16 protein-coding genes and 2 pseudogenes are annotated in these 15,194 nt (G+C 68.7%); 6 read left to right on the top strand and 12 right to left on the bottom strand.

Going from position 1 to position 15,194, the window contains the following annotated elements:
• Positions 1-35: 35 nt before the first annotated feature.
• Both NFU81_RS06395 and NFU81_RS41215 read right to left on the bottom strand, forming a co-directional pair.
• Positions 36-968 (bottom strand): hypothetical protein, encoded by a 933-nt coding sequence (locus tag NFU81_RS06395; protein WP_251485889.1) that lies wholly within the window; start codon positions 966-968, stop codon positions 36-38.
• Positions 969-1,318: 350 nt separating this feature from the next.
• On the bottom strand, positions 1,319-1,789 hold the full coding sequence (locus tag NFU81_RS41215) for a transposase family protein (RefSeq protein WP_422665156.1): 471 nt from the start codon (positions 1,787-1,789) through the stop codon (positions 1,319-1,321).
• A 72-nt stretch (positions 1,790-1,861) separates the two neighbouring features.
• Between NFU81_RS41215 and NFU81_RS06380 the strand changes: the two are divergent.
• Both NFU81_RS06380 and NFU81_RS06375 read left to right on the top strand, forming a co-directional pair.
• Positions 1,862-2,552: pseudogene (locus tag NFU81_RS06380) on the top strand (transposase family protein); the annotation flags it as partial.
• 108 nt (positions 2,553-2,660) lie between these two features.
• On the top strand, positions 2,661-3,284 hold the full coding sequence (locus NFU81_RS06375; protein ID WP_251485888.1) for an HD domain-containing protein: 624 nt from the start codon (positions 2,661-2,663) through the stop codon (positions 3,282-3,284).
• Between the two features lie 152 nt (positions 3,285-3,436).
• Here the strand turns inward: NFU81_RS06375 and NFU81_RS06370 are convergent, their stop codons facing one another.
• A complete protein-coding gene (locus tag NFU81_RS06370; RefSeq protein WP_251485887.1) occupies positions 3,437-3,967 on the bottom strand; it encodes a hypothetical protein in 531 nt (176 codons plus the stop codon).
• A 64-nt stretch (positions 3,968-4,031) separates the two neighbouring features.
• Positions 4,032-4,325 (bottom strand): hypothetical protein, encoded by a 294-nt coding sequence (locus NFU81_RS06365; protein ID WP_251485886.1) that lies wholly within the window; start codon positions 4,323-4,325, stop codon positions 4,032-4,034.
• 521 nt (positions 4,326-4,846) lie between these two features.
• Between NFU81_RS06365 and NFU81_RS06360 the strand changes: the two genes are divergently transcribed.
• On the top strand, positions 4,847-5,350 hold the full coding sequence (locus NFU81_RS06360; protein ID WP_251485884.1) for a GNAT family N-acetyltransferase: 504 nt from the start codon (positions 4,847-4,849) through the stop codon (positions 5,348-5,350).
• On the opposite strand, the gene NFU81_RS06355 is transcribed toward NFU81_RS06360, so the two are convergent.
• The 3 genes from NFU81_RS06355 to NFU81_RS06345 all read right to left on the bottom strand — a co-directional run bounded on the left by NFU81_RS06355 (position 5,269) and on the right by NFU81_RS06345 (position 7,542).
• Complete coding sequence (locus tag NFU81_RS06355) at positions 5,269-6,207, bottom strand: aldo/keto reductase (RefSeq protein WP_251485882.1); 939 nt, start codon at positions 6,205-6,207, stop codon at positions 5,269-5,271. The genes NFU81_RS06360 and NFU81_RS06355 overlap by 82 nt on opposite strands.
• Before the next feature lie 91 nt (positions 6,208-6,298).
• The gene (locus NFU81_RS06350; RefSeq protein WP_251485880.1) at positions 6,299-6,511 is read right to left on the bottom strand and encodes a hypothetical protein; all 213 of its coding nucleotides are present in this window, start codon (positions 6,509-6,511) and stop codon (positions 6,299-6,301) included.
• Complete coding sequence (locus tag NFU81_RS06345; RefSeq protein ID WP_251485877.1) at positions 6,508-7,542, bottom strand: alcohol dehydrogenase catalytic domain-containing protein; 1,035 nt, start codon at positions 7,540-7,542, stop codon at positions 6,508-6,510. Before NFU81_RS06345 ends, NFU81_RS06350 begins: the two co-directional genes overlap by 4 nt.
• Before the next feature lie 301 nt (positions 7,543-7,843).
• On the opposite strand from NFU81_RS06345, the gene NFU81_RS06340 reads away from it, so the two are divergent.
• Positions 7,844-8,749 carry a helix-turn-helix transcriptional regulator gene (locus NFU81_RS06340; protein ID WP_251485874.1) on the top strand — a complete coding sequence of 302 codons (906 nt, stop codon included), beginning with the start codon at positions 7,844-7,846 and terminating at the stop codon, positions 8,747-8,749.
• A 24-nt stretch (positions 8,750-8,773) separates the two neighbouring features.
• Complete coding sequence (locus NFU81_RS06335; RefSeq protein ID WP_251485871.1) at positions 8,774-9,793, top strand: aldo/keto reductase; 1,020 nt, start codon at positions 8,774-8,776, stop codon at positions 9,791-9,793.
• 249 nt (positions 9,794-10,042) lie between these two features.
• Here NFU81_RS06335 and NFU81_RS06330 read toward each other — a convergent pair whose 3' ends face one another.
• Entirely contained in the window at positions 10,043-10,765 is a 723-nt protein-coding gene (locus tag NFU81_RS06330) for a hypothetical protein (RefSeq protein WP_251485868.1), read from the bottom strand.
• 289 nt (positions 10,766-11,054) lie between these two features.
• On the opposite strand from NFU81_RS06330, the pseudogene NFU81_RS41210 reads away from it, so the two are divergent.
• Positions 11,055-11,174: pseudogene (locus tag NFU81_RS41210) on the top strand (VOC family protein); the annotation flags it as partial.
• A 59-nt stretch (positions 11,175-11,233) separates the two neighbouring features.
• Here the strand turns inward: NFU81_RS41210 and NFU81_RS06325 are convergent.
• From NFU81_RS06325 to NFU81_RS06310, 4 genes are read right to left on the bottom strand one after another with little or no spacing between them, the layout of a single operon-like run.
• A complete protein-coding gene (locus NFU81_RS06325) occupies positions 11,234-12,151 on the bottom strand; it encodes a TauD/TfdA dioxygenase family protein (RefSeq protein WP_251485865.1) in 918 nt (305 codons plus the stop codon).
• Between the two features lie 51 nt (positions 12,152-12,202).
• The gene (locus NFU81_RS06320; protein ID WP_251485863.1) at positions 12,203-13,552 is read right to left on the bottom strand and encodes an LLM class flavin-dependent oxidoreductase; all 1,350 of its coding nucleotides are present in this window, start codon (positions 13,550-13,552) and stop codon (positions 12,203-12,205) included.
• Complete coding sequence (locus NFU81_RS06315; protein ID WP_251485860.1) at positions 13,549-14,310, bottom strand: ABC transporter ATP-binding protein; 762 nt, start codon at positions 14,308-14,310, stop codon at positions 13,549-13,551. Before NFU81_RS06315 ends, NFU81_RS06320 begins: the two co-directional genes overlap by 4 nt.
• Positions 14,286-15,131 carry an ABC transporter permease gene (locus NFU81_RS06310; RefSeq protein ID WP_251486049.1) on the bottom strand — a complete coding sequence of 282 codons (846 nt, stop codon included), beginning with the start codon at positions 15,129-15,131 and terminating at the stop codon, positions 14,286-14,288. Before NFU81_RS06310 ends, NFU81_RS06315 begins: the two co-directional genes overlap by 25 nt.
• Positions 15,132-15,194: the final 63 nt, after the last annotated feature.

Raw genomic sequence — 15,194 nt, 5'->3', positions numbered from 1 at the left:
GACCGTGATCTTGCTCAGTCGCCCTTGGGCGTTCGTCACGGTCTGACGGCTGACGCGTCGAGGTGGACGATGCGCTCTGCCGGTTCGTCGTTGCGTCGATCGAAGCGCTTCGGCACGCCCGGAGGGAGGGCCGGGGCCAGCGCGCGGAACACCGCTGCGTACGCGGCGGGGCCGTAGTCCCGGTAATGCTTCGTCGCCTGGAGCCACAACGCGCCCGACGGTAGGCGGACCACATCATGGAACGCGCCGGTGGCGCGCAGGGCGTCCGCACCGCCGAGGTGCCCGGCCAATTCCTTTGGGCAGATCGTCCACCACTCGTATCCGCGTAGTACTTGACGGCTCGTCGGGATCGTCTCGTAGGGGAACTTCCACGGAGGACCGAGCGTGCGCTCAAGACCCGTCTTGCCCAGCCCGTCGTCGTAGGTGACATTGGCGAAAGACGGGTCCAGAGCTTCGCTGATGCCGCGCAGGAAGCCGAGCACCACCTCCTGCTGCGCAGGGTCGAGAAAGTCCCCCTCGGGAATCCTGCAGGACAACACCGCCCAATCGATCGCCTCGGGCCAGACCCGGGCCTCCGGGCGGTCGACCGTGATCCGCAGAGGGCTCCTGCCCGGGTAGCCGCGTTCGTCGAGAACGGAGAGCCCGATCGTCGCGGTGCGCGGCGGATCGGCCAGTTGCCGCAAGAACCACGAGATGCTTCGAGCCGAGAGCACGCGGCTGGAATTGCGTAGCTGCCGCCCGTCATGGCGGGTGATCGAGACGAAACCCCAGGCAGCGTGCGGCGGCCCGCATGGCATGCTGCGGCGCATCGCCTCCGGGGGAAGTTTCGGTCCCTCCTCCAGTGCCTGTCGGTGGCTGCCCGCCAGCGTGGCAAAGCCCCCGTCCAACCAGGCGCGCGCCATCGCCTCGTAGGCCGGGGGTTCGGGCCACTCCACGTTGATCTCGGCAAACAGGTACTGATCTGTCATGCGGGCATCCCATCAGACACCACCGACATTGCGGGGCGCATGTCCAAGGCAGCAGGTTCGGGATGGCGGTGGGACTCCCGATTTGCCGTCACCTGAGGCCGAGGAGCGCGCGGGGGCGGTGGGGGCCGCGGGCGTTCGGCGGAGGCCGGCCGCGATGTTGGTGGCTCCGGCTGCCCGGAGGGCGCCGATGGCGAGGTTGCGCCACGTGGCCATTGCGCGGGGTGCGTTGCCGGTCCGCAGATGGGAGGCGTCCTCGGCGAAGGTGGTGTCGCGGACGTGGTGCAGGGCCTCGATCTTCCAATTGTCGCGGACGAGGCGGGCGAGCTGGGCCGGGGTGGCTTGCCCGGCGGTCAGGCTGGTGACGGCGTAGACGGTCTTGACGGTGGTGCTGCCGGTCTTGCGGTCGGTGCGGCGGCGCTTGATCTGGGCGGCCTGGCGGGCTCCGGGGGCCAGGCCGTTGGTGTGGTCGAGGGCGGTGAGCAGGTGGATCTTGCGGCCTGCGGGCCTGGCGGCGCCGCGCAGGCTCTTCCCGTCGACCGCCAGGCCGCGCAACGGCCCTGGGACGGGCTGCGGCGGTCCGCGAGCCAGCGGCCGACCGCTCGGTCCAGGACGTCGGCGTCGACCCGCGCCAGCAGCCTGCGAACCGTCGCCTCCGCAGGGAAGAGCCGTTTCGGGAACAGCGGATCGGGCTGCACGCCGACGCGCTCCAAGACGTGCGGCGGAGCGTCGGCGATCCACTCGCCGATCGCCGGCAGCGAGCTCGCACCCGCCGGCACCGCGCAGGCGGCCAGAGCAAGCACGCCGACAAGATCGTGACGCACTCCGCGCGGATCGCGGGGGTCGGGCACCTCGGCAAGCCGCTCAAGTAGGTCGGGGACCTCCCCGGGCGCTACCTCAAAGAGCGCCAGGCCGGCTACGTGCTCGCCGTCGCCTGCTCGCACCAGATCACCACTCGTGGGGGCAAGCTCCGCGTGGACGCCCTGGCCGCGAAGCTGCCAAAGCGGGCTTGGCAGAAGTTGTCAGCAGGGGTAGGCGCCAAGGGCCAGCGCTTCTACGACTGGGCCGTCATCGACCTGGCCGAACCGCGTCCCGGCTGCCATCAGCTGCTGATCCGCCGCAACCGCACCACACGTGAACTGGCCTACTACCGCTGCTGGTCATTTGCTCCTGCGCCGTTGCCGTTGCCGACGCTGGTGCGGGTCGCCGGGTCGCCGGGTCGCCGGGTCGCCGGGTCGAGATGGCGGGTCGAGATGGCGGGTGGAGGAGGCATTCCAAGCAGGAAAGGGCCTGGCAGGCCTGGACGAACACCAGCTTCGCCACTTCACCTCGTGGTCCCGTTGGGTCACCCTGGCCATGCTCGCCCATGCCTTCCTCGCTGTGCCCCGCGCCGACGAACACACCCGCCAGCCCGCCCCGGACGGACTAATTCCACTTACCTGCAACGAGATCCAGCGACTGTTCATCACACTCGTCGTCAGACCCATACGTAGCGTGGCCCTCCGACTCCGCTGGTCCATCTGGCGACGCCGCCACCAGGCCCGATCCAAGGCCAGTCATTACCGCCGGCAAGCCTCGAATCAGTGAAGATCACCATCCACAGCTGGAGTATTAGCGAATCATGAGGATGAAGCAGGGTAGAACGACCCGCTGCGATCGCAGCGAGATCATCGAAGGAATCGGTATAATCCTGAAATGACCATCCCAACCGTGGAAGAAATCCAGGACCTGCACGAGCGGTATGCTCCGTCGCGGCAGGCTCTCAAAACTGTGTACAGTCACTGCGAAATTGTATGGCGCATCGCGGAGCAGCTCATAGAGCGCTCTGCTGACGTTTTCGACAGGGATCTTGTTCGGGCTGGATGTCTCCTGCACGACATTGGTGTATACCGCCTCTACCGCGAGGATGGAAGTATCGATCAAAGGAACTACGTTCGCCACGGTGTACTCGGACGCGAAATTCTGGAATCCGAAGGGTTCTCGGAAGTCCTCTGCCGATTCTGTTCCTGTCATACGGGTGTAGGGCTGACGTCAGACGACGTGATCCGTCAGAAACTACCTCTGCCGCCGGCCGACTACTTGGCGGTCACTCCAGAGGAGAGGATCGTGATGTACGCCGACAAGTTCCACAGCAAGACCAAACCGCCGAAGTTTCTCACTGCCGACGCCTACGCCATCTACGTCGCTCGTTTCGGAGATGAAAAGGTCGACACCTTTAATCTTCTGCGTAAGTCCTTTGGCGATCCTGACGTGGCGTCCCTGGCAGAGACGTACTCACAGGCCGTCGAACTCCCCGTGCTCGGAAACAGAGTCGGGTGATGTTGATGTGTTTGGGAGGCGCGGGGTCTCTTGCCGGAGACAGCGCCCGGGCATAAGTCGAAATACCCGTGAACGCGGGCTTCGGATGATCCACTGGTGCGGGCGGCGGCTGCGCTACGCCGCAACGTCCAAACACCGTGATCCTCAGGACATCAGGTGCTTCGCCCACGCTTGGTCTTCGCACGCATGCGCTCGCGCAGTTGGGCCTGGTAAAAGGCGGCCTTGTCGCCGCCGAGCCCGAAGTACTCGCAGATGTCGGCCACCGTCTCGGCGTCGTCCGCGCTACCCGTGAGCCCGATCTGGACGAGCTTCCAGAACCCCTCCTGAGCGTGGTGCCTGCATCCGTCGCCCGGCCCCGCGCCTTCTGCGTGCGGCGCGTAGTCGTCGGAGCCCGCAGCCACGAACAACAAGGTCTCCAGGAGTACCCCTCGGGCGAGTACCGAGAGTTCGCCCGCCAGCGCGGCCATGATCACGCCAACTGCGTGCGGAGTGCACTCAAAGGTGATCGTGTTCACCTCGATGTGACCGTCGAGGGTGTACCCGATCATGTCTCGCGGCGTCTCAGCAGTGATGATCGCCTCGATCAGCAGAGGCACATGCTCCGCAGAATCGCCGCAGCCGCACTCCAGCGAAGCCCAATCGACCCGTCGCAGCTCTGCGCGCACCAGCTCACTGACCACCATCACTGCCCCCCAGGAGCTGTCGGCCGGAAGGAGTGCCGGTCGTGCGGTCCGAGCGCGGCTCCCCCTAGAACCGTACGTCCGAGGCGGACTGATGGTGTCGCTGGCAGGGTTTCCAGGAGCTGCCGCTGTCTCCGCCGTGGTGACCGCTGTGGTGGCCGCAGTCGAAACCCGCGTGGTCGCTGTGACCGCTGTCGTGGTGCCGTGTGGCACCGTCGCCGGATCCGCCGTAGTGGTGGGACCAGTTGCCTACTGCGCCCGTCATCCGGTCCATGAAGTCGTTCTTCCACCAGCTCACGAGGATGTCCGTGTCGGGATACAAGGTGGCGGAGCCGACGTCGGGGATGGCAGCCTTGAGCATGTCCAGTCGCTGTGCCCAGCTCGGCTTCAGGCCGAAGGCAATGGCGTAGGGCAGGCAGCGGCCGTAGAAGGCCAGTTCGTCGGCCCCCGGCAGGGGCGCGGTCCGACCAGTGCCACGCGCAGCGCCCGCAGTTCGACTCGCAGCTCCTCCGTCTCCGTAGCCGGCAGTGCGCAGTCGGTCCCAGCCCGGGAGCAACCCGGGAGATGCGGCGGTGCCGGTCACACCGTCCGGCCACGCCCTTGCCGCCTGTGAGTGGGCGTGGTTGCGTCCTTGGAAGTGGCGTAGCGGGTGGGGACCCTGCCGGTGCGCTGGCCGGCACTGGTCACCAGCACCATGGGGGGCGCCTTCGACCCTGCCGCCACTTTGCTGTTGCCGGCACGGAATTCCCCGATGGATGCGTTCGATCCAACTCGTGGCCGTGGGGATACCCCCCGTCTCGCGCCGCATCAGGCAACGTCCGCCCCGCTGGATTTGCCCGGTGTGCCTTGCGATGGGGTGGGCGAGCTGGAAGGGTCCTGGTCATGCCGATCTTGGTCAGGGCCGCAGAGCGGGAGGACGTGCCCGCGCTTGTCTGCCTGCGTCTCGCGAATGCTGAAAGGCATGTCCAACTCGATCCGGTCATCTACCGCGTGCCCGAGGTGGAGGCCGTGCGCAGGCATTTCGAGGAGGTGCTTGCCGGCGAGTCCAAGGTGGTGATCTTGGTTGCCGAGGTGGTGGGCGAGGTGGTGGGCATGGTGGAGGTCGTCCTGCTCGCGGATCCCCCGGACCATCAGATCCTGGCTCCGCGCCGCGCGGCCGAGATCCATACCGTCGTCCTGGACGGGCATCGAGGCAAGGGTGTCGGGGCCGCCTTGCTGACGGCGGCGGAGAAAGCCGCCGCGGACAGCGGTGCCCTGGTCGTCTATGCCGGCATCTTCACGCCGAACGAGGGAGCCGTCCGCTTCTACTCCTCGGCCGGCTTCGAACCGCGCGGAACCTTGCTCAGCAAGGAGACAGGTGCGCTCTCGGGGATGGCGCGGCCGTAGGCGGCGAGGGTGACGGTCTCGGGCTCGGGGCCGCCACGCCTGCCGGTTTCGAGCGAGTCGAGGGCGGTGAGCTCGCTGGGCGTGAGTGCGAAGTCGAAGACATCGATGTTCTCGGCGATCCGCTTCGGCTTGGTGGACTTGGGAATGACCGAGCGACCGTGCTGGATCCCCCAGCGCAGCAGCACCTGGGCCGGGCTCTTGCCGTGCCGCTCGGCGATGCGGGTGACCACCGGGTCCTGCAGGACACTCCTGCGGTCGTGGCCGTAGCCGGGGTAGAAGGTGATCCCTCCGATGGGGGACCACGCCTGGTTGACGATGCCGTGCCCGTCGTCGAAGTCGAGCACGGAGCGTTGCTGGAAGTAGGGGTGGATCTCCAGCTGGTTCACCGCGGGGACGACGGAGGTCGCCTCGATCAGCGCCGTCAGGTGGTCGACCATGAAGTTGCTGACGCCGATGGCCCTGACCTTGCCGTCGGCCAGAAGCGTTTCCAGTGCGCGGTAGGCAGCCAGGGTCCGGTCGAAGTCCGACGGCAGGGCCTGGTGCAGGATCAGCAGGTCGATCTGGTCGACCCCCAGCTTGGCGGCGCTCTTGTCGAAGCCGTGCAGCGTCTCGTCTCGTCCGTAGTCGCTGATCCAGATCTTCGTTTCGATGAAGATCTCGCCGCGCGGTACGCCGGAGTCGCGGACGGCCCGGCCGACCTCGTGTTCGTTGCCGTAGGCGGCGGCGGTGTCGATGTGCCGGTAGCCGAGGTCGAGCGCGGCCTTGACGGCGGCCTTGGTCTCCTCGGGCGGGGTCTGGAAGACGCCGAGTCCGAGGGCGGGCATCTGGATGCCGTTGTTGAGGGTGAGGGTCTGCATCACACGGTCCTTTCGTTGTGCGCGGCCTGTGAGGGCACGAAGAGCGTAAGGACGGCCGCGAGGGCCGGTACGAGCAGGACGGCGGAGCCGGTCAGGGCGGCGCCCGGTGCAGGTCCAGGCGGCTGACCCACACCACGCCCGGCCACGTGCGCCGGCGCGCGCTGCGCGGTGGTCGTGGCCACGACATCGCAGGCCTGGTCGCGCGGTGTGCCGCGGCGGTGCCGGTGGTCACCCGGATGGTCGACAGCGCGCCGAGACGGTGCACCGCGCCGACCGCCTCGGTGATCTCACAGTGCCTTCTCAAGGCCGCACCAGCACCTTCAGGGCCTCCCGGGCGTCCATGGCCCGGTAGCCCTCGGGCGTGCCGTCGAGGTCGACGGCACGGTCGAAGACGCGGCCGGGCTCGATACGGCCTTCCATGATGTCGGGCAGGAGCTCGTCGGTGTAGGCGCGTGCCGGGGCGGGGCCACCGGTCAAGGTGATGTTGTGGCCGAAGAGGCTGCCGAACCCGATCGGGGCCTGCTCGTACTGGGGCGCGCCCACGCGGCTGATCGTGCCGCCGGGGCGGACCACTCCGTACGCCTGCTCGTAGGCGGGGCGGTGCCCGACCGCTTCGATGACGATCGCGCTGCCGCCACCGGTGAGCTCGCGCACCTTCTCGATGCCCTCGCCACCGCGCTCGGCGACCACGTCGGTCGCCCCGAAGGCCCGGCCCAGGTCGGTACGGGCGGTGTGCCGGCCCATGAGGACGATGCGCTCGGCGCCGAGCCGCTCGGCGGCCAGGACAGCGAGCAGGCCGACGGCGCCGTCCCCGATCACGGTGACGGTGCTGCCCGGCTTGACTCCGCCGCAGACGGCGGCGTGGTGGCCGGTGCCCAGCACGTCGGAGAGGGTGAGCAGGGAGGGGATCAGCGCGTCGTCCGCGCTGACCGGAAGCTTGACGAGGGTGCCGTCGGCCAGCGGCACGCGTGCTGCCTCTCCCTGCCCGCCGTCGATGCCGTTCCTGGCCCAGAAACCGCCGTGCAGGCAGGAGGTCTGCAGCCCGGCCCGGCAGAATTCGCATGTCCCGTCCGAGTACGCGAACGGGGCGACGACCAGGTCGCCCCTGCGCACCGAGGTGACCTCGCGACCGGTTTCCTCGACGACGCCGATGAACTCATGGCCCATGCGGACCGGGCCGCCTGACGCGGACAGGGAGTGGTAGGGGTGCAGGTCGCTGCCACAGATGCAGGCCGTCGTGATGCGGACCAGCGCGTCGGTGGGCTCCTTCAGGCTCGGGTCGGCGACGTTCCCGACGCGGACGTCGCCTGCTGCGTACATGAGTGCTGCGCGCACGGTCTTCCCTTCGAGGCGGTTTCGGCTCTCAGACCTGGTCTCGCACGGCAAGTCCCTCGGTCTTCCTCCAGACAACCGCGCCAAGGCCCTCAGGTGGGAGTTACTGCTCTTCCAGGTAATGGCAGTACCTCGCAGCCCTGCGGGCAGCGGATCTACGGTGGAAGAGCCGGCACAGGATTCACGCCGATCAGGAGGAGCCACTCGTGCCCCAGGATTCCCGTCCGACACCAGCCCGGCAGCTCATGAGCCCCCGCGACCGCAGCATGATCACCGTCGCCAGAGAAGTCTTCGGAATCTGACCATGGCCGGCATCGACAAGAAGAACCTGGCCGCCGAGGTCCGCGAATTCCTCAGCACCCGGCGCGCGCGGATCACCCCCGAACAGGCCGGGCTGCCGGTCTACGGAGGCAATCGCCGCGTCACGGGCCTGCGCCGCGAGGAGGTCGCTCTGCTCGCCGGAATGAGCGTGGACTACTACATCCGTCTGGAACGCGGCAACCTCAGCGGTGTCTCCGACTCGGTCCTGGAGGCTCTGGCCCACGCCCTGCGGTTCAACGAAGCCGAACGCGCCTACCTCTACGACCTGGCCCGCTCGGCCACCCCGTCAGGGCGGCGCCCCAACGTGACCGCCTCACGCGTGCGGCCCACCATCGTGCGGCTGCTCGACTCGATGACCGACGTGCCGGCGTACGTACGCAACGCACGGTTCGACATCCTGGCCGCCAACGAACTGGGCCGGGCACTGTACGCGCCGGTCTTCGACTCCCCGCTGTTCGCCCAGTGCGGCCCGGTCAACACCGCACGCTTCCTGTTCCTGGACCCCGCCGCCCAGGACTTCTGGACCGACTGGGACAAGGGCGCCAACGACTCCGTCGCCTTCCTGCGCACCGAGACAGGCCGAGCACCCCACGACAAGGCCCTGACCGACATGATCGGGGAGCTCACCACCAAGAGCGACGAATTCGCCCGCCGCTGGGCCCGCCACGACGTGAAGTTCCACCGCAGCGGCGTGAAGAACCTGCACCACCCGCTGGTCGGCGATCTCGCACTGCCCTACGAGGCGATGGACCTGCCGTCCGACCCGGGCCTGCGCCTGAACTTCTACACCCCCGAGCCGGACTCGCGAGAGCAGGAGGCCCTGAGCCTCCTGGCCAGCTGGGCGAGTACCGGCACGGTCGTCCCCTCCAGACCCTCCCGAAACGACTGACCACCCGACGAGGAGAACAACTCCATGCACTACCGACCGCTCGGCCGCACCGGCGTCAAGGTCAGCCCGCTCTGCCTGGGCGCGATGATGTTCGGCCCCTGGGGCAACGAGGACGAAGCCGACTCCATCAGGATCATCCACCGCGCCCTGGACGCCGGCATCAACTTCGTCGACACCGCGGACGTGTACTCCGCCGGCATCTCGGAAGAGATCGTCGGGAAGGCGCTGAAGGACCGACGCGAGAACGTGGTCCTGGCGACGAAGTTCTTCATGCCGATGAGTCAGGACGACCCCAACCAGCGGGGAGGCTCGCGGCGCTGGATCATCCGCGAGGTCGAGAACTCCCTCAAGCGCCTGGGCACCGAGTACATCGACCTTTACCAGGTCCACCGTCCCAGTGCGGACACCGACATCTCCGAGACCCTCGGCGCTCTGTCCGACCTCGTGCGGCAGGGGAAGATCCGCTACATCGGTTCCTCGTCCTACTCCGGCTCCCAGATCGTCGAAGCCCAGTGGACCTCCCGCGAACGCCGTCTGGAGCGGTTCGTCACCGAGCAGCCGCCGTACTCGATCCTCGTCCGCGGCATCGAAGAGGACGTGCTCCCCACGGTGCGCCGCCACGGCATGGGCACGCTGACCTACAGCCCACTGGCCGGCGGCTGGCTCTCGGGCCGCTACCGCAAGGACTCCTCCTCCGGCCCGGCCTCCGCCGCGCGCCCGCAGGCCCGCTTCGACATGACCAGCCCCGCCAACCAGCGCAAACTCGACGCCGTCGAGCAACTCGCGGTCCTCGCTGACAAGAGCGGCCTGACCCTGATCGAGCTGGCCGTCGCCTTCGTGGTCCACCACCCCGGCGTCACCTCCGCGATCATCGGACCACGCACCATGGAGCAGCTCGACGCGTTCCTCCCCGCCGCCGACGTGGCGCTCCCGGCCGACGTCCTCGACCGCATCGACGAGATCGTCGCCCCCGGGGTCACCGTCAACCCCGCCGACAACAGCTACGGCGACGTCGAACTGCAGGCCGACCAGCGGCGCCGCTGACTGGCGATGCGCCACAAGGCGACGGTGAAGGACAAGCAGGCCGGCGGAGCCACCACCCGCGCCGCTGCCTGACGGAAGGCACCAACGATGACGGACTGGATCAGCGCTACCGCTGGTCCCGCACCCGCAACAGCTGAACCAGCGCCCCTCATACGGCGTCGTGCGAGGGATCGATCTCCCCGCGGTGTCTTCCCTGCCAGGATCCCTGGTATCGAGGTCACCAGGGATGCCGACAGGCCTTGTGCCCTCTCAGATGGCGGGGACCTGGAGCCAGTTGTAGGTGCCGGCGGTGAAGGTGGCCATCAGTTTGAGCGTGTTGCCGGGGGCGGTGAGCCAGTTGACGTAGGCGGCGTTGGCCGCTGCGCCGTTGACGTAGATGGAGGGGTTGCCGCCGGCCTGGAGGGCGTACCACTGGTCGACGACCACGCAGGTGTTGCCCCAGGTGCCGGGGGTCGCGGGGAGGCTGCCCGCTGGGCGGTCGACCACGGTGATGGCGTGGCCGGTCGCGGACATGCCGCCGGAGTACATCCCGAACCACTCCACCGTCGTGCCGATGGGCAGACCGTTCCTGGTGGCCACGAGCATGGCGATCGTCGCGCAGGCGAACCCGTCGCAGACCGCGTAGAACGGTCTCCTGCGCGCGCGTTCGGCGCCCCAACCCAGGTAAGCCCTGTCCACGTCCGCGGCCGGCGGGCGACCTGCGGACCAGCCCAGGGCCGCGAGCTCTCGCGGGGACAGCGCCGCTTTGAACGCGTTGCCGTCGACAGTGGTCTTGCTGACCGTGACCGCTCCGTTTCCGGGGCCGGTGGGACGGCCTATGCCGGTCACGTTGATGGTGGGCCACGCGTTGTCGATGAAGACTCCCTGGGCGACGGTGTTGGTGAACTGCGGAGCCGCCGGCGGCACGGGAGCCAGCGAGGACTGCGCGATGCGCTGGTCGATCACGTTGTGGAGCGGGACGGCCATGGCCATGGAAACCCCCCTGAGTCGGGATTTGGTGGTTACGTCCCGGAATCCTGCGCCACGTGACGACTTGCTGTCCGGCCTTCGGCCCATCCCGTGCGGCGGACGGAATCGTTTCGGCCATGACCATTGAACGCGGTGTCCGGCCCGCGACCCTCGCTCTCGCTGGTCCGCCGCCTGTTTCGGCGGTCCCGGACGCGGGCGGCGGAGGGCCGGGCGACGGATACGAACGGCTGGAAGGCTGCGGTGCCGCGTTCCGCCGGGCGGATCGGGACGACCTCATGCACGCCGCGACGCGTACCGCAGCCCCGCGGTGGTCAGCGCCGGGCCGCGCAACCGGCCGCACGGCATTCTGGGCACGCACCGCGTCATGTTCGCCGTCGACGACCTCGAGGACACCGTTGCCCGCCTGCGCCCGTCGCGGCGCGGGACCCGGCCCCGCCGCGTGTGCGGCAGGGCCGGGTCCCCCGGGGCCGCTCAGGGCCGGGCGACCGTGGTGTAGTGCGAGGCGTCACCCTTGATCGAGTAGCTCGACTTGCCGTCGATTCCGACCGGCACGTCTCCGGCGACCGTCACGCGGTTGAGTCGGCGCGGCTGGTCGTCGTAGTTGTCGATCGCGTAGTGCTGGGTGATGCGGTTGTCGAACAGCACGAGCTGGTTGGGCGACCAGCGCCACCGCAGGATGTTCTCCGGCCGGCGGACGTAGCTTTCCAGCAGGTCCAGGATCTTGCGTGACTCGGGGACCGACAGGCCGACAATCCGCTGGGCGAAGCCGCCGATGAACAGCCCGGGCTCGCCGGTGAGCGGGTGCACCCGGACGACCGGGTGCGCGGTACGGAACTCGATCGAGGTGAACTGCGCGCGCTGAGCGGCCTTCTCCTCGTCGAGGCTCTCCTGCGGCACTGCGTAGTCGTAGTCGTTGGTGTGCTCCGCCCACAGGGTGTCGGCGAGGTTCCGCAGCGGTTCGGGAAGGTCACGGTAGGCAGCGGCGGCGTTCGCGATCAGCGTCTCCCCGCCGTAGGGCGGGATCACGATGCTGCGCAACGTGCTGGCCTGGGGCGGGTTGACCACGAAGGTGACGTCGGTGTGCCAGTGGTTCGCGCGCCCCCGTTCACTGTCGACCGGCAGGATGTTCGGGGCACCCTCGACGGAGGGGACGGTCGGGTGCGCTGTGGTCAGTTCGCCGAAGTGCCGGGCGAAGCGCTGCTGGCCCTCGTCGTCGAGGTCGACGTCGTCGAACACCAGCGCCTTGTGCTCGTTGAGCGCCGCTCGCAGCGCGCCCACGGTCACCTGGTCCAGTTCCCGGCTGATGTCGACGCCCGACACCTGCGCACCGATCCTGGCGGTGACCTTTCGGATCTCCAGTCCGGTCACGGTTTCAGCGGTCAAAGTCATCTGAGGTTTCCTCTCGAAAGTGGTGCGTTGCTCGTCCGTTCGTGCGGATGTTCATCGCGCGGCAAGGGCTGCGGCCCGATCGCCCACGTGCTGGTTCGCCGGGCGCGGCAGCCCGTAGCGCTCGCGCAGCGTCTGCCCGGGGACGTACTCGGTGCGCAGCAGACCGCGGGCGCGCAGGATCGGCACGACGTGGTCCACGAAGAGGTCGAGCCCCGACGGCAGCACGGCCGGCATGATGTTGAAGCCGTCGGCCGCCCCCGCCCCGAACCAGTCCTCGATGGTGTCGGCCACCTGCTCGGGTGTGCCGCTGAAAGTACGGTGCCCGCGTCCGCCGCCGAGCCGGCCGATCAGCTCGCGTACCGTGAGGTGCTCGCGACGGGCCAGTTCCACGACGAGTGTGTAGCGGCTCTTGGACCCCTCGATTGCGCTCTCCGGTGGCAGGTCGGCCGGCAGCTTCGCGTCCAGTTCGAGCGTCCCGGGCGGCACGTTCAGGAGTTGTTCGAGTTGACGCTGCCCGTGCTCGTGGACGATGTGCTCTTCGAGTTCGGCTTCTCGGCGCCGGGCCTCGGCTTCGGTGTCCCCGATGACTGGAACGATCCCCGGCAGGACCTTGATCCCTTCCGGATCGCGCCCCGCCGCGCGGGTACGGGCCTTGAGGTCGGCGTAGAAGTCCTGCGCCTCACCGAGGGTCTGCTGCGCGGTGAACACCGCCTCCGCGTAACGCGCGGCGAACCGCTTGCCGTCCTCGGACGAACCCGCCTGCACCAGCAGCGGGTAGCCCTGCGGGGGACGGGGGACGTTCAGGGCGCCCTCGACCCTGAAGTAGCGGCCCCGGTGCTCGGGCGGATGGAGTTTCGCCGTGTCTCCCCAGACTCCCGAGGCCTTGTCCCCGACGACGAGGTCGTCCTCCCAGCTGTCCCAGAGCTTGAGCGCCACCTCGAGGAACTCGGCGGCCCGTTCGTACCGGCTGGTGTGCGCGGGTTCCTCGTCCAGCCCGAAGTTTCGCGCGGCCGCCGCGCCCGCGGTGGTCACGATGTTCCAGCCGGCCCTGCCGCCGCTTACGTGGTCGAGCGAGGCGAAGGTACGGGCCAGGTTGTAGGGGTAGTTGTAGGAGGTGGACGCGGTGGCGATCAGGCCGATGTGCTCGGTTGCTCCGGCCAGCGCGGTCAGCAGCGTGAGTGGTTCGAGCGTGCCGGAGGGGCGTTGCCCGACGCTGCTGAACAGCACCGGCCCGTCGGCCAGGAACAGCGAGTCGAACGTTCCGCGCTCAGCGATCCGGGCCAGGTTGCGGTAGTGGCCGACGTCGACGCTCGCGTGCGGGTCGCTCTCCGGTAGCCGCCACGACGCCTCGTGGTGGCCGGTGCTCATCAGAAATGCGTTGAGGTGGAGCTGCCTGGTCATATGGCGGTTCCTTGCCGGGTCTCGTCCTGAGGGGAATCGTTGACGCCGAGTGCCGTGAGCAGCCGCTCGCCGTACCGGCTCAGCAGCGGATCGCGGTAGGAGCGCGGATGCGGGACGTCGATGGCCAGGTCGAGGCCGACACGTCCGTCCTCGAGTACGAGGACCCGGTCGGCGAGCACGATCGCCTCGTCGACATCGTGGGTGACCAGCAGGACGGAAGGCCGGTGGCGCTCCCAGAGCTCACGCAGCAGGGTGTGCATCTTGATCCGGGTCAGCGCGTCGAGGGCGCCGAACGGTTCGTCGGCCAGCAGGAGTTCGGGGTCCCAGACCAGGGACCGGGCCAGCGCGGCACGCTGGGCCTCGCCACCCGACAGCTGGTTCGGCCAGGATTCCTCCCGCCCGGCCAGGCCGACCTCGGCGAGGGCGCTGAGCCCGCGTTCGCGGGCGTCCTTCCCTCGTCGGCCGAGCACCACGTTGTCCAGCACGCGGCGCCAGGGCAGCAGCCGGGAGTCCTGGAAGACCACCGACACCCGTTCCGGCGTGCGCAGTTCGCCGTTGCCCGTGACTTCGTGGTCCAGGCCGGCTATGGCCCGTAGCAGGGTGCTCTTGCCGGACCCGCTGTGGCCGAGCAGCGCGACGAACTGGCCGGCCGGAATGTCGAGGTCGATCCCGTCGAGTACCGTGCGGGCGCCGAAGGAGCGGGTCAGGCCGCTGATCCGGATGGCGGGTGGGGTCAGTTGGCCAGTGTGCGTCGCCATGACAGCACCCTTCGCTCGATCAGCCGGACACCGCTGTCGGAGACCAGGCCGAAGATGCCGTAGATCAGCAGGCCGACGATGATCACGTCGGTCTGCCCGTAGTTCTGGGCCTGGAACATCATGTAGCCGAGGCCGCTGGTGGCGTTGATCTGCTCCAGCACGACCAGTGAGAGCCAGGAACCGGTCACACCGAGCCGGAGCCCGACAAAGAACCCGGGCAGCGCGCCGGGGATGACCACCTCCCGGACGAACTGGAGTCGGCTCAGGCCCACTACCTCCGCGAGTTCGACGAACCGCTTGTCGATGCCGGAGAGCGCGGAGTGGAGGTTCAGGTAGATCGGGACGTACACGACGATGGCGATGATCGCGTACTTGAAGGTCTCGCCGATCCCCAGCCAGAGGATGAAAAGCGGGATCAGGCCGAGGGTGGGGATCGCGCGGTTGAGTTGGACCGTGCCGTCGATCACCGCGTCGCCCGTGCGGCTGAGCCCGGCGGCCAGGGCCAGTACCACTCCGGCGGTCAGGCCGATCGTGAAGCCGACGGCGGCGCGTCGCAGTGAGGTGGTGACATCGGTGGACAGTGTGCCGTCGGTCCACAGGCGTGCGCCGGTCCGTACCACTGTCCACGGCGCCGGGATCGCCCCCGGGTCGAGCTGTCCGGTGGCGGATGCGATCGCCCAGACGGCCAGGACGAGAAGGGGGCCGATCAACCGTGAGGCCGGCAGCCGCCTGCCCGGGCCGAGCTTGCGCACTCGGCGGCGGGCGACCGGCTCGGCGGGCGACTTCTGGGTCCCGGCAGGATCGGGCGGGAGGTGGTCCACGGAGACCGCCTGCGGGCGCTGGGCTCCGGCGGCGGGCGCCGGTGTGACGCCCTCGGAGGCGAG

This window comes from Actinacidiphila cocklensis (assembly GCF_907177275.1).
Taxonomy (GTDB): Bacteria; Actinomycetota; Actinomycetes; order Streptomycetales; family Streptomycetaceae; genus Actinacidiphila; species Actinacidiphila cocklensis.
The sequence above is the reverse complement of the archived record's forward strand: the minus strand, read 5'-3'. Positions and strand labels throughout refer to the sequence as shown.

Coding starts and splice junctions, on each gene's coding strand:
- NFU81_RS06395 (WP_251485889.1), bottom strand. CDS start 968: ATGACAGATCAGTACCTGTTTGCCGAGATCAACGTGGAGTGGCCCGAA.
- NFU81_RS06375 (WP_251485888.1), top strand. CDS start 2,661: ATGACCATCCCAACCGTGGAAGAAATCCAGGACCTGCACGAGCGGTAT.
- NFU81_RS06370 (WP_251485887.1), bottom strand. CDS start 3,967: ATGGTGGTCAGTGAGCTGGTGCGCGCAGAGCTGCGACGGGTCGATTGG.
- NFU81_RS06365 (WP_251485886.1), bottom strand. CDS start 4,325: ATGCTCAAGGCTGCCATCCCCGACGTCGGCTCCGCCACCTTGTATCCC.
- NFU81_RS06360 (WP_251485884.1), top strand. CDS start 4,847: ATGCCGATCTTGGTCAGGGCCGCAGAGCGGGAGGACGTGCCCGCGCTT.
- NFU81_RS06355 (WP_251485882.1), bottom strand. CDS start 6,207: ATGCAGACCCTCACCCTCAACAACGGCATCCAGATGCCCGCCCTCGGA.
- NFU81_RS06340 (WP_251485874.1), top strand. CDS start 7,844: ATGGCCGGCATCGACAAGAAGAACCTGGCCGCCGAGGTCCGCGAATTC.
- NFU81_RS06335 (WP_251485871.1), top strand. CDS start 8,774: ATGCACTACCGACCGCTCGGCCGCACCGGCGTCAAGGTCAGCCCGCTC.
- NFU81_RS06330 (WP_251485868.1), bottom strand. CDS start 10,765: ATGGCCATGGCCGTCCCGCTCCACAACGTGATCGACCAGCGCATCGCG.
- NFU81_RS06325 (WP_251485865.1), bottom strand. CDS start 12,151: ATGACTTTGACCGCTGAAACCGTGACCGGACTGGAGATCCGAAAGGTC.
- NFU81_RS06320 (WP_251485863.1), bottom strand. CDS start 13,552: ATGACCAGGCAGCTCCACCTCAACGCATTTCTGATGAGCACCGGCCAC.
- NFU81_RS06315 (WP_251485860.1), bottom strand. CDS start 14,310: ATGGCGACGCACACTGGCCAACTGACCCCACCCGCCATCCGGATCAGC.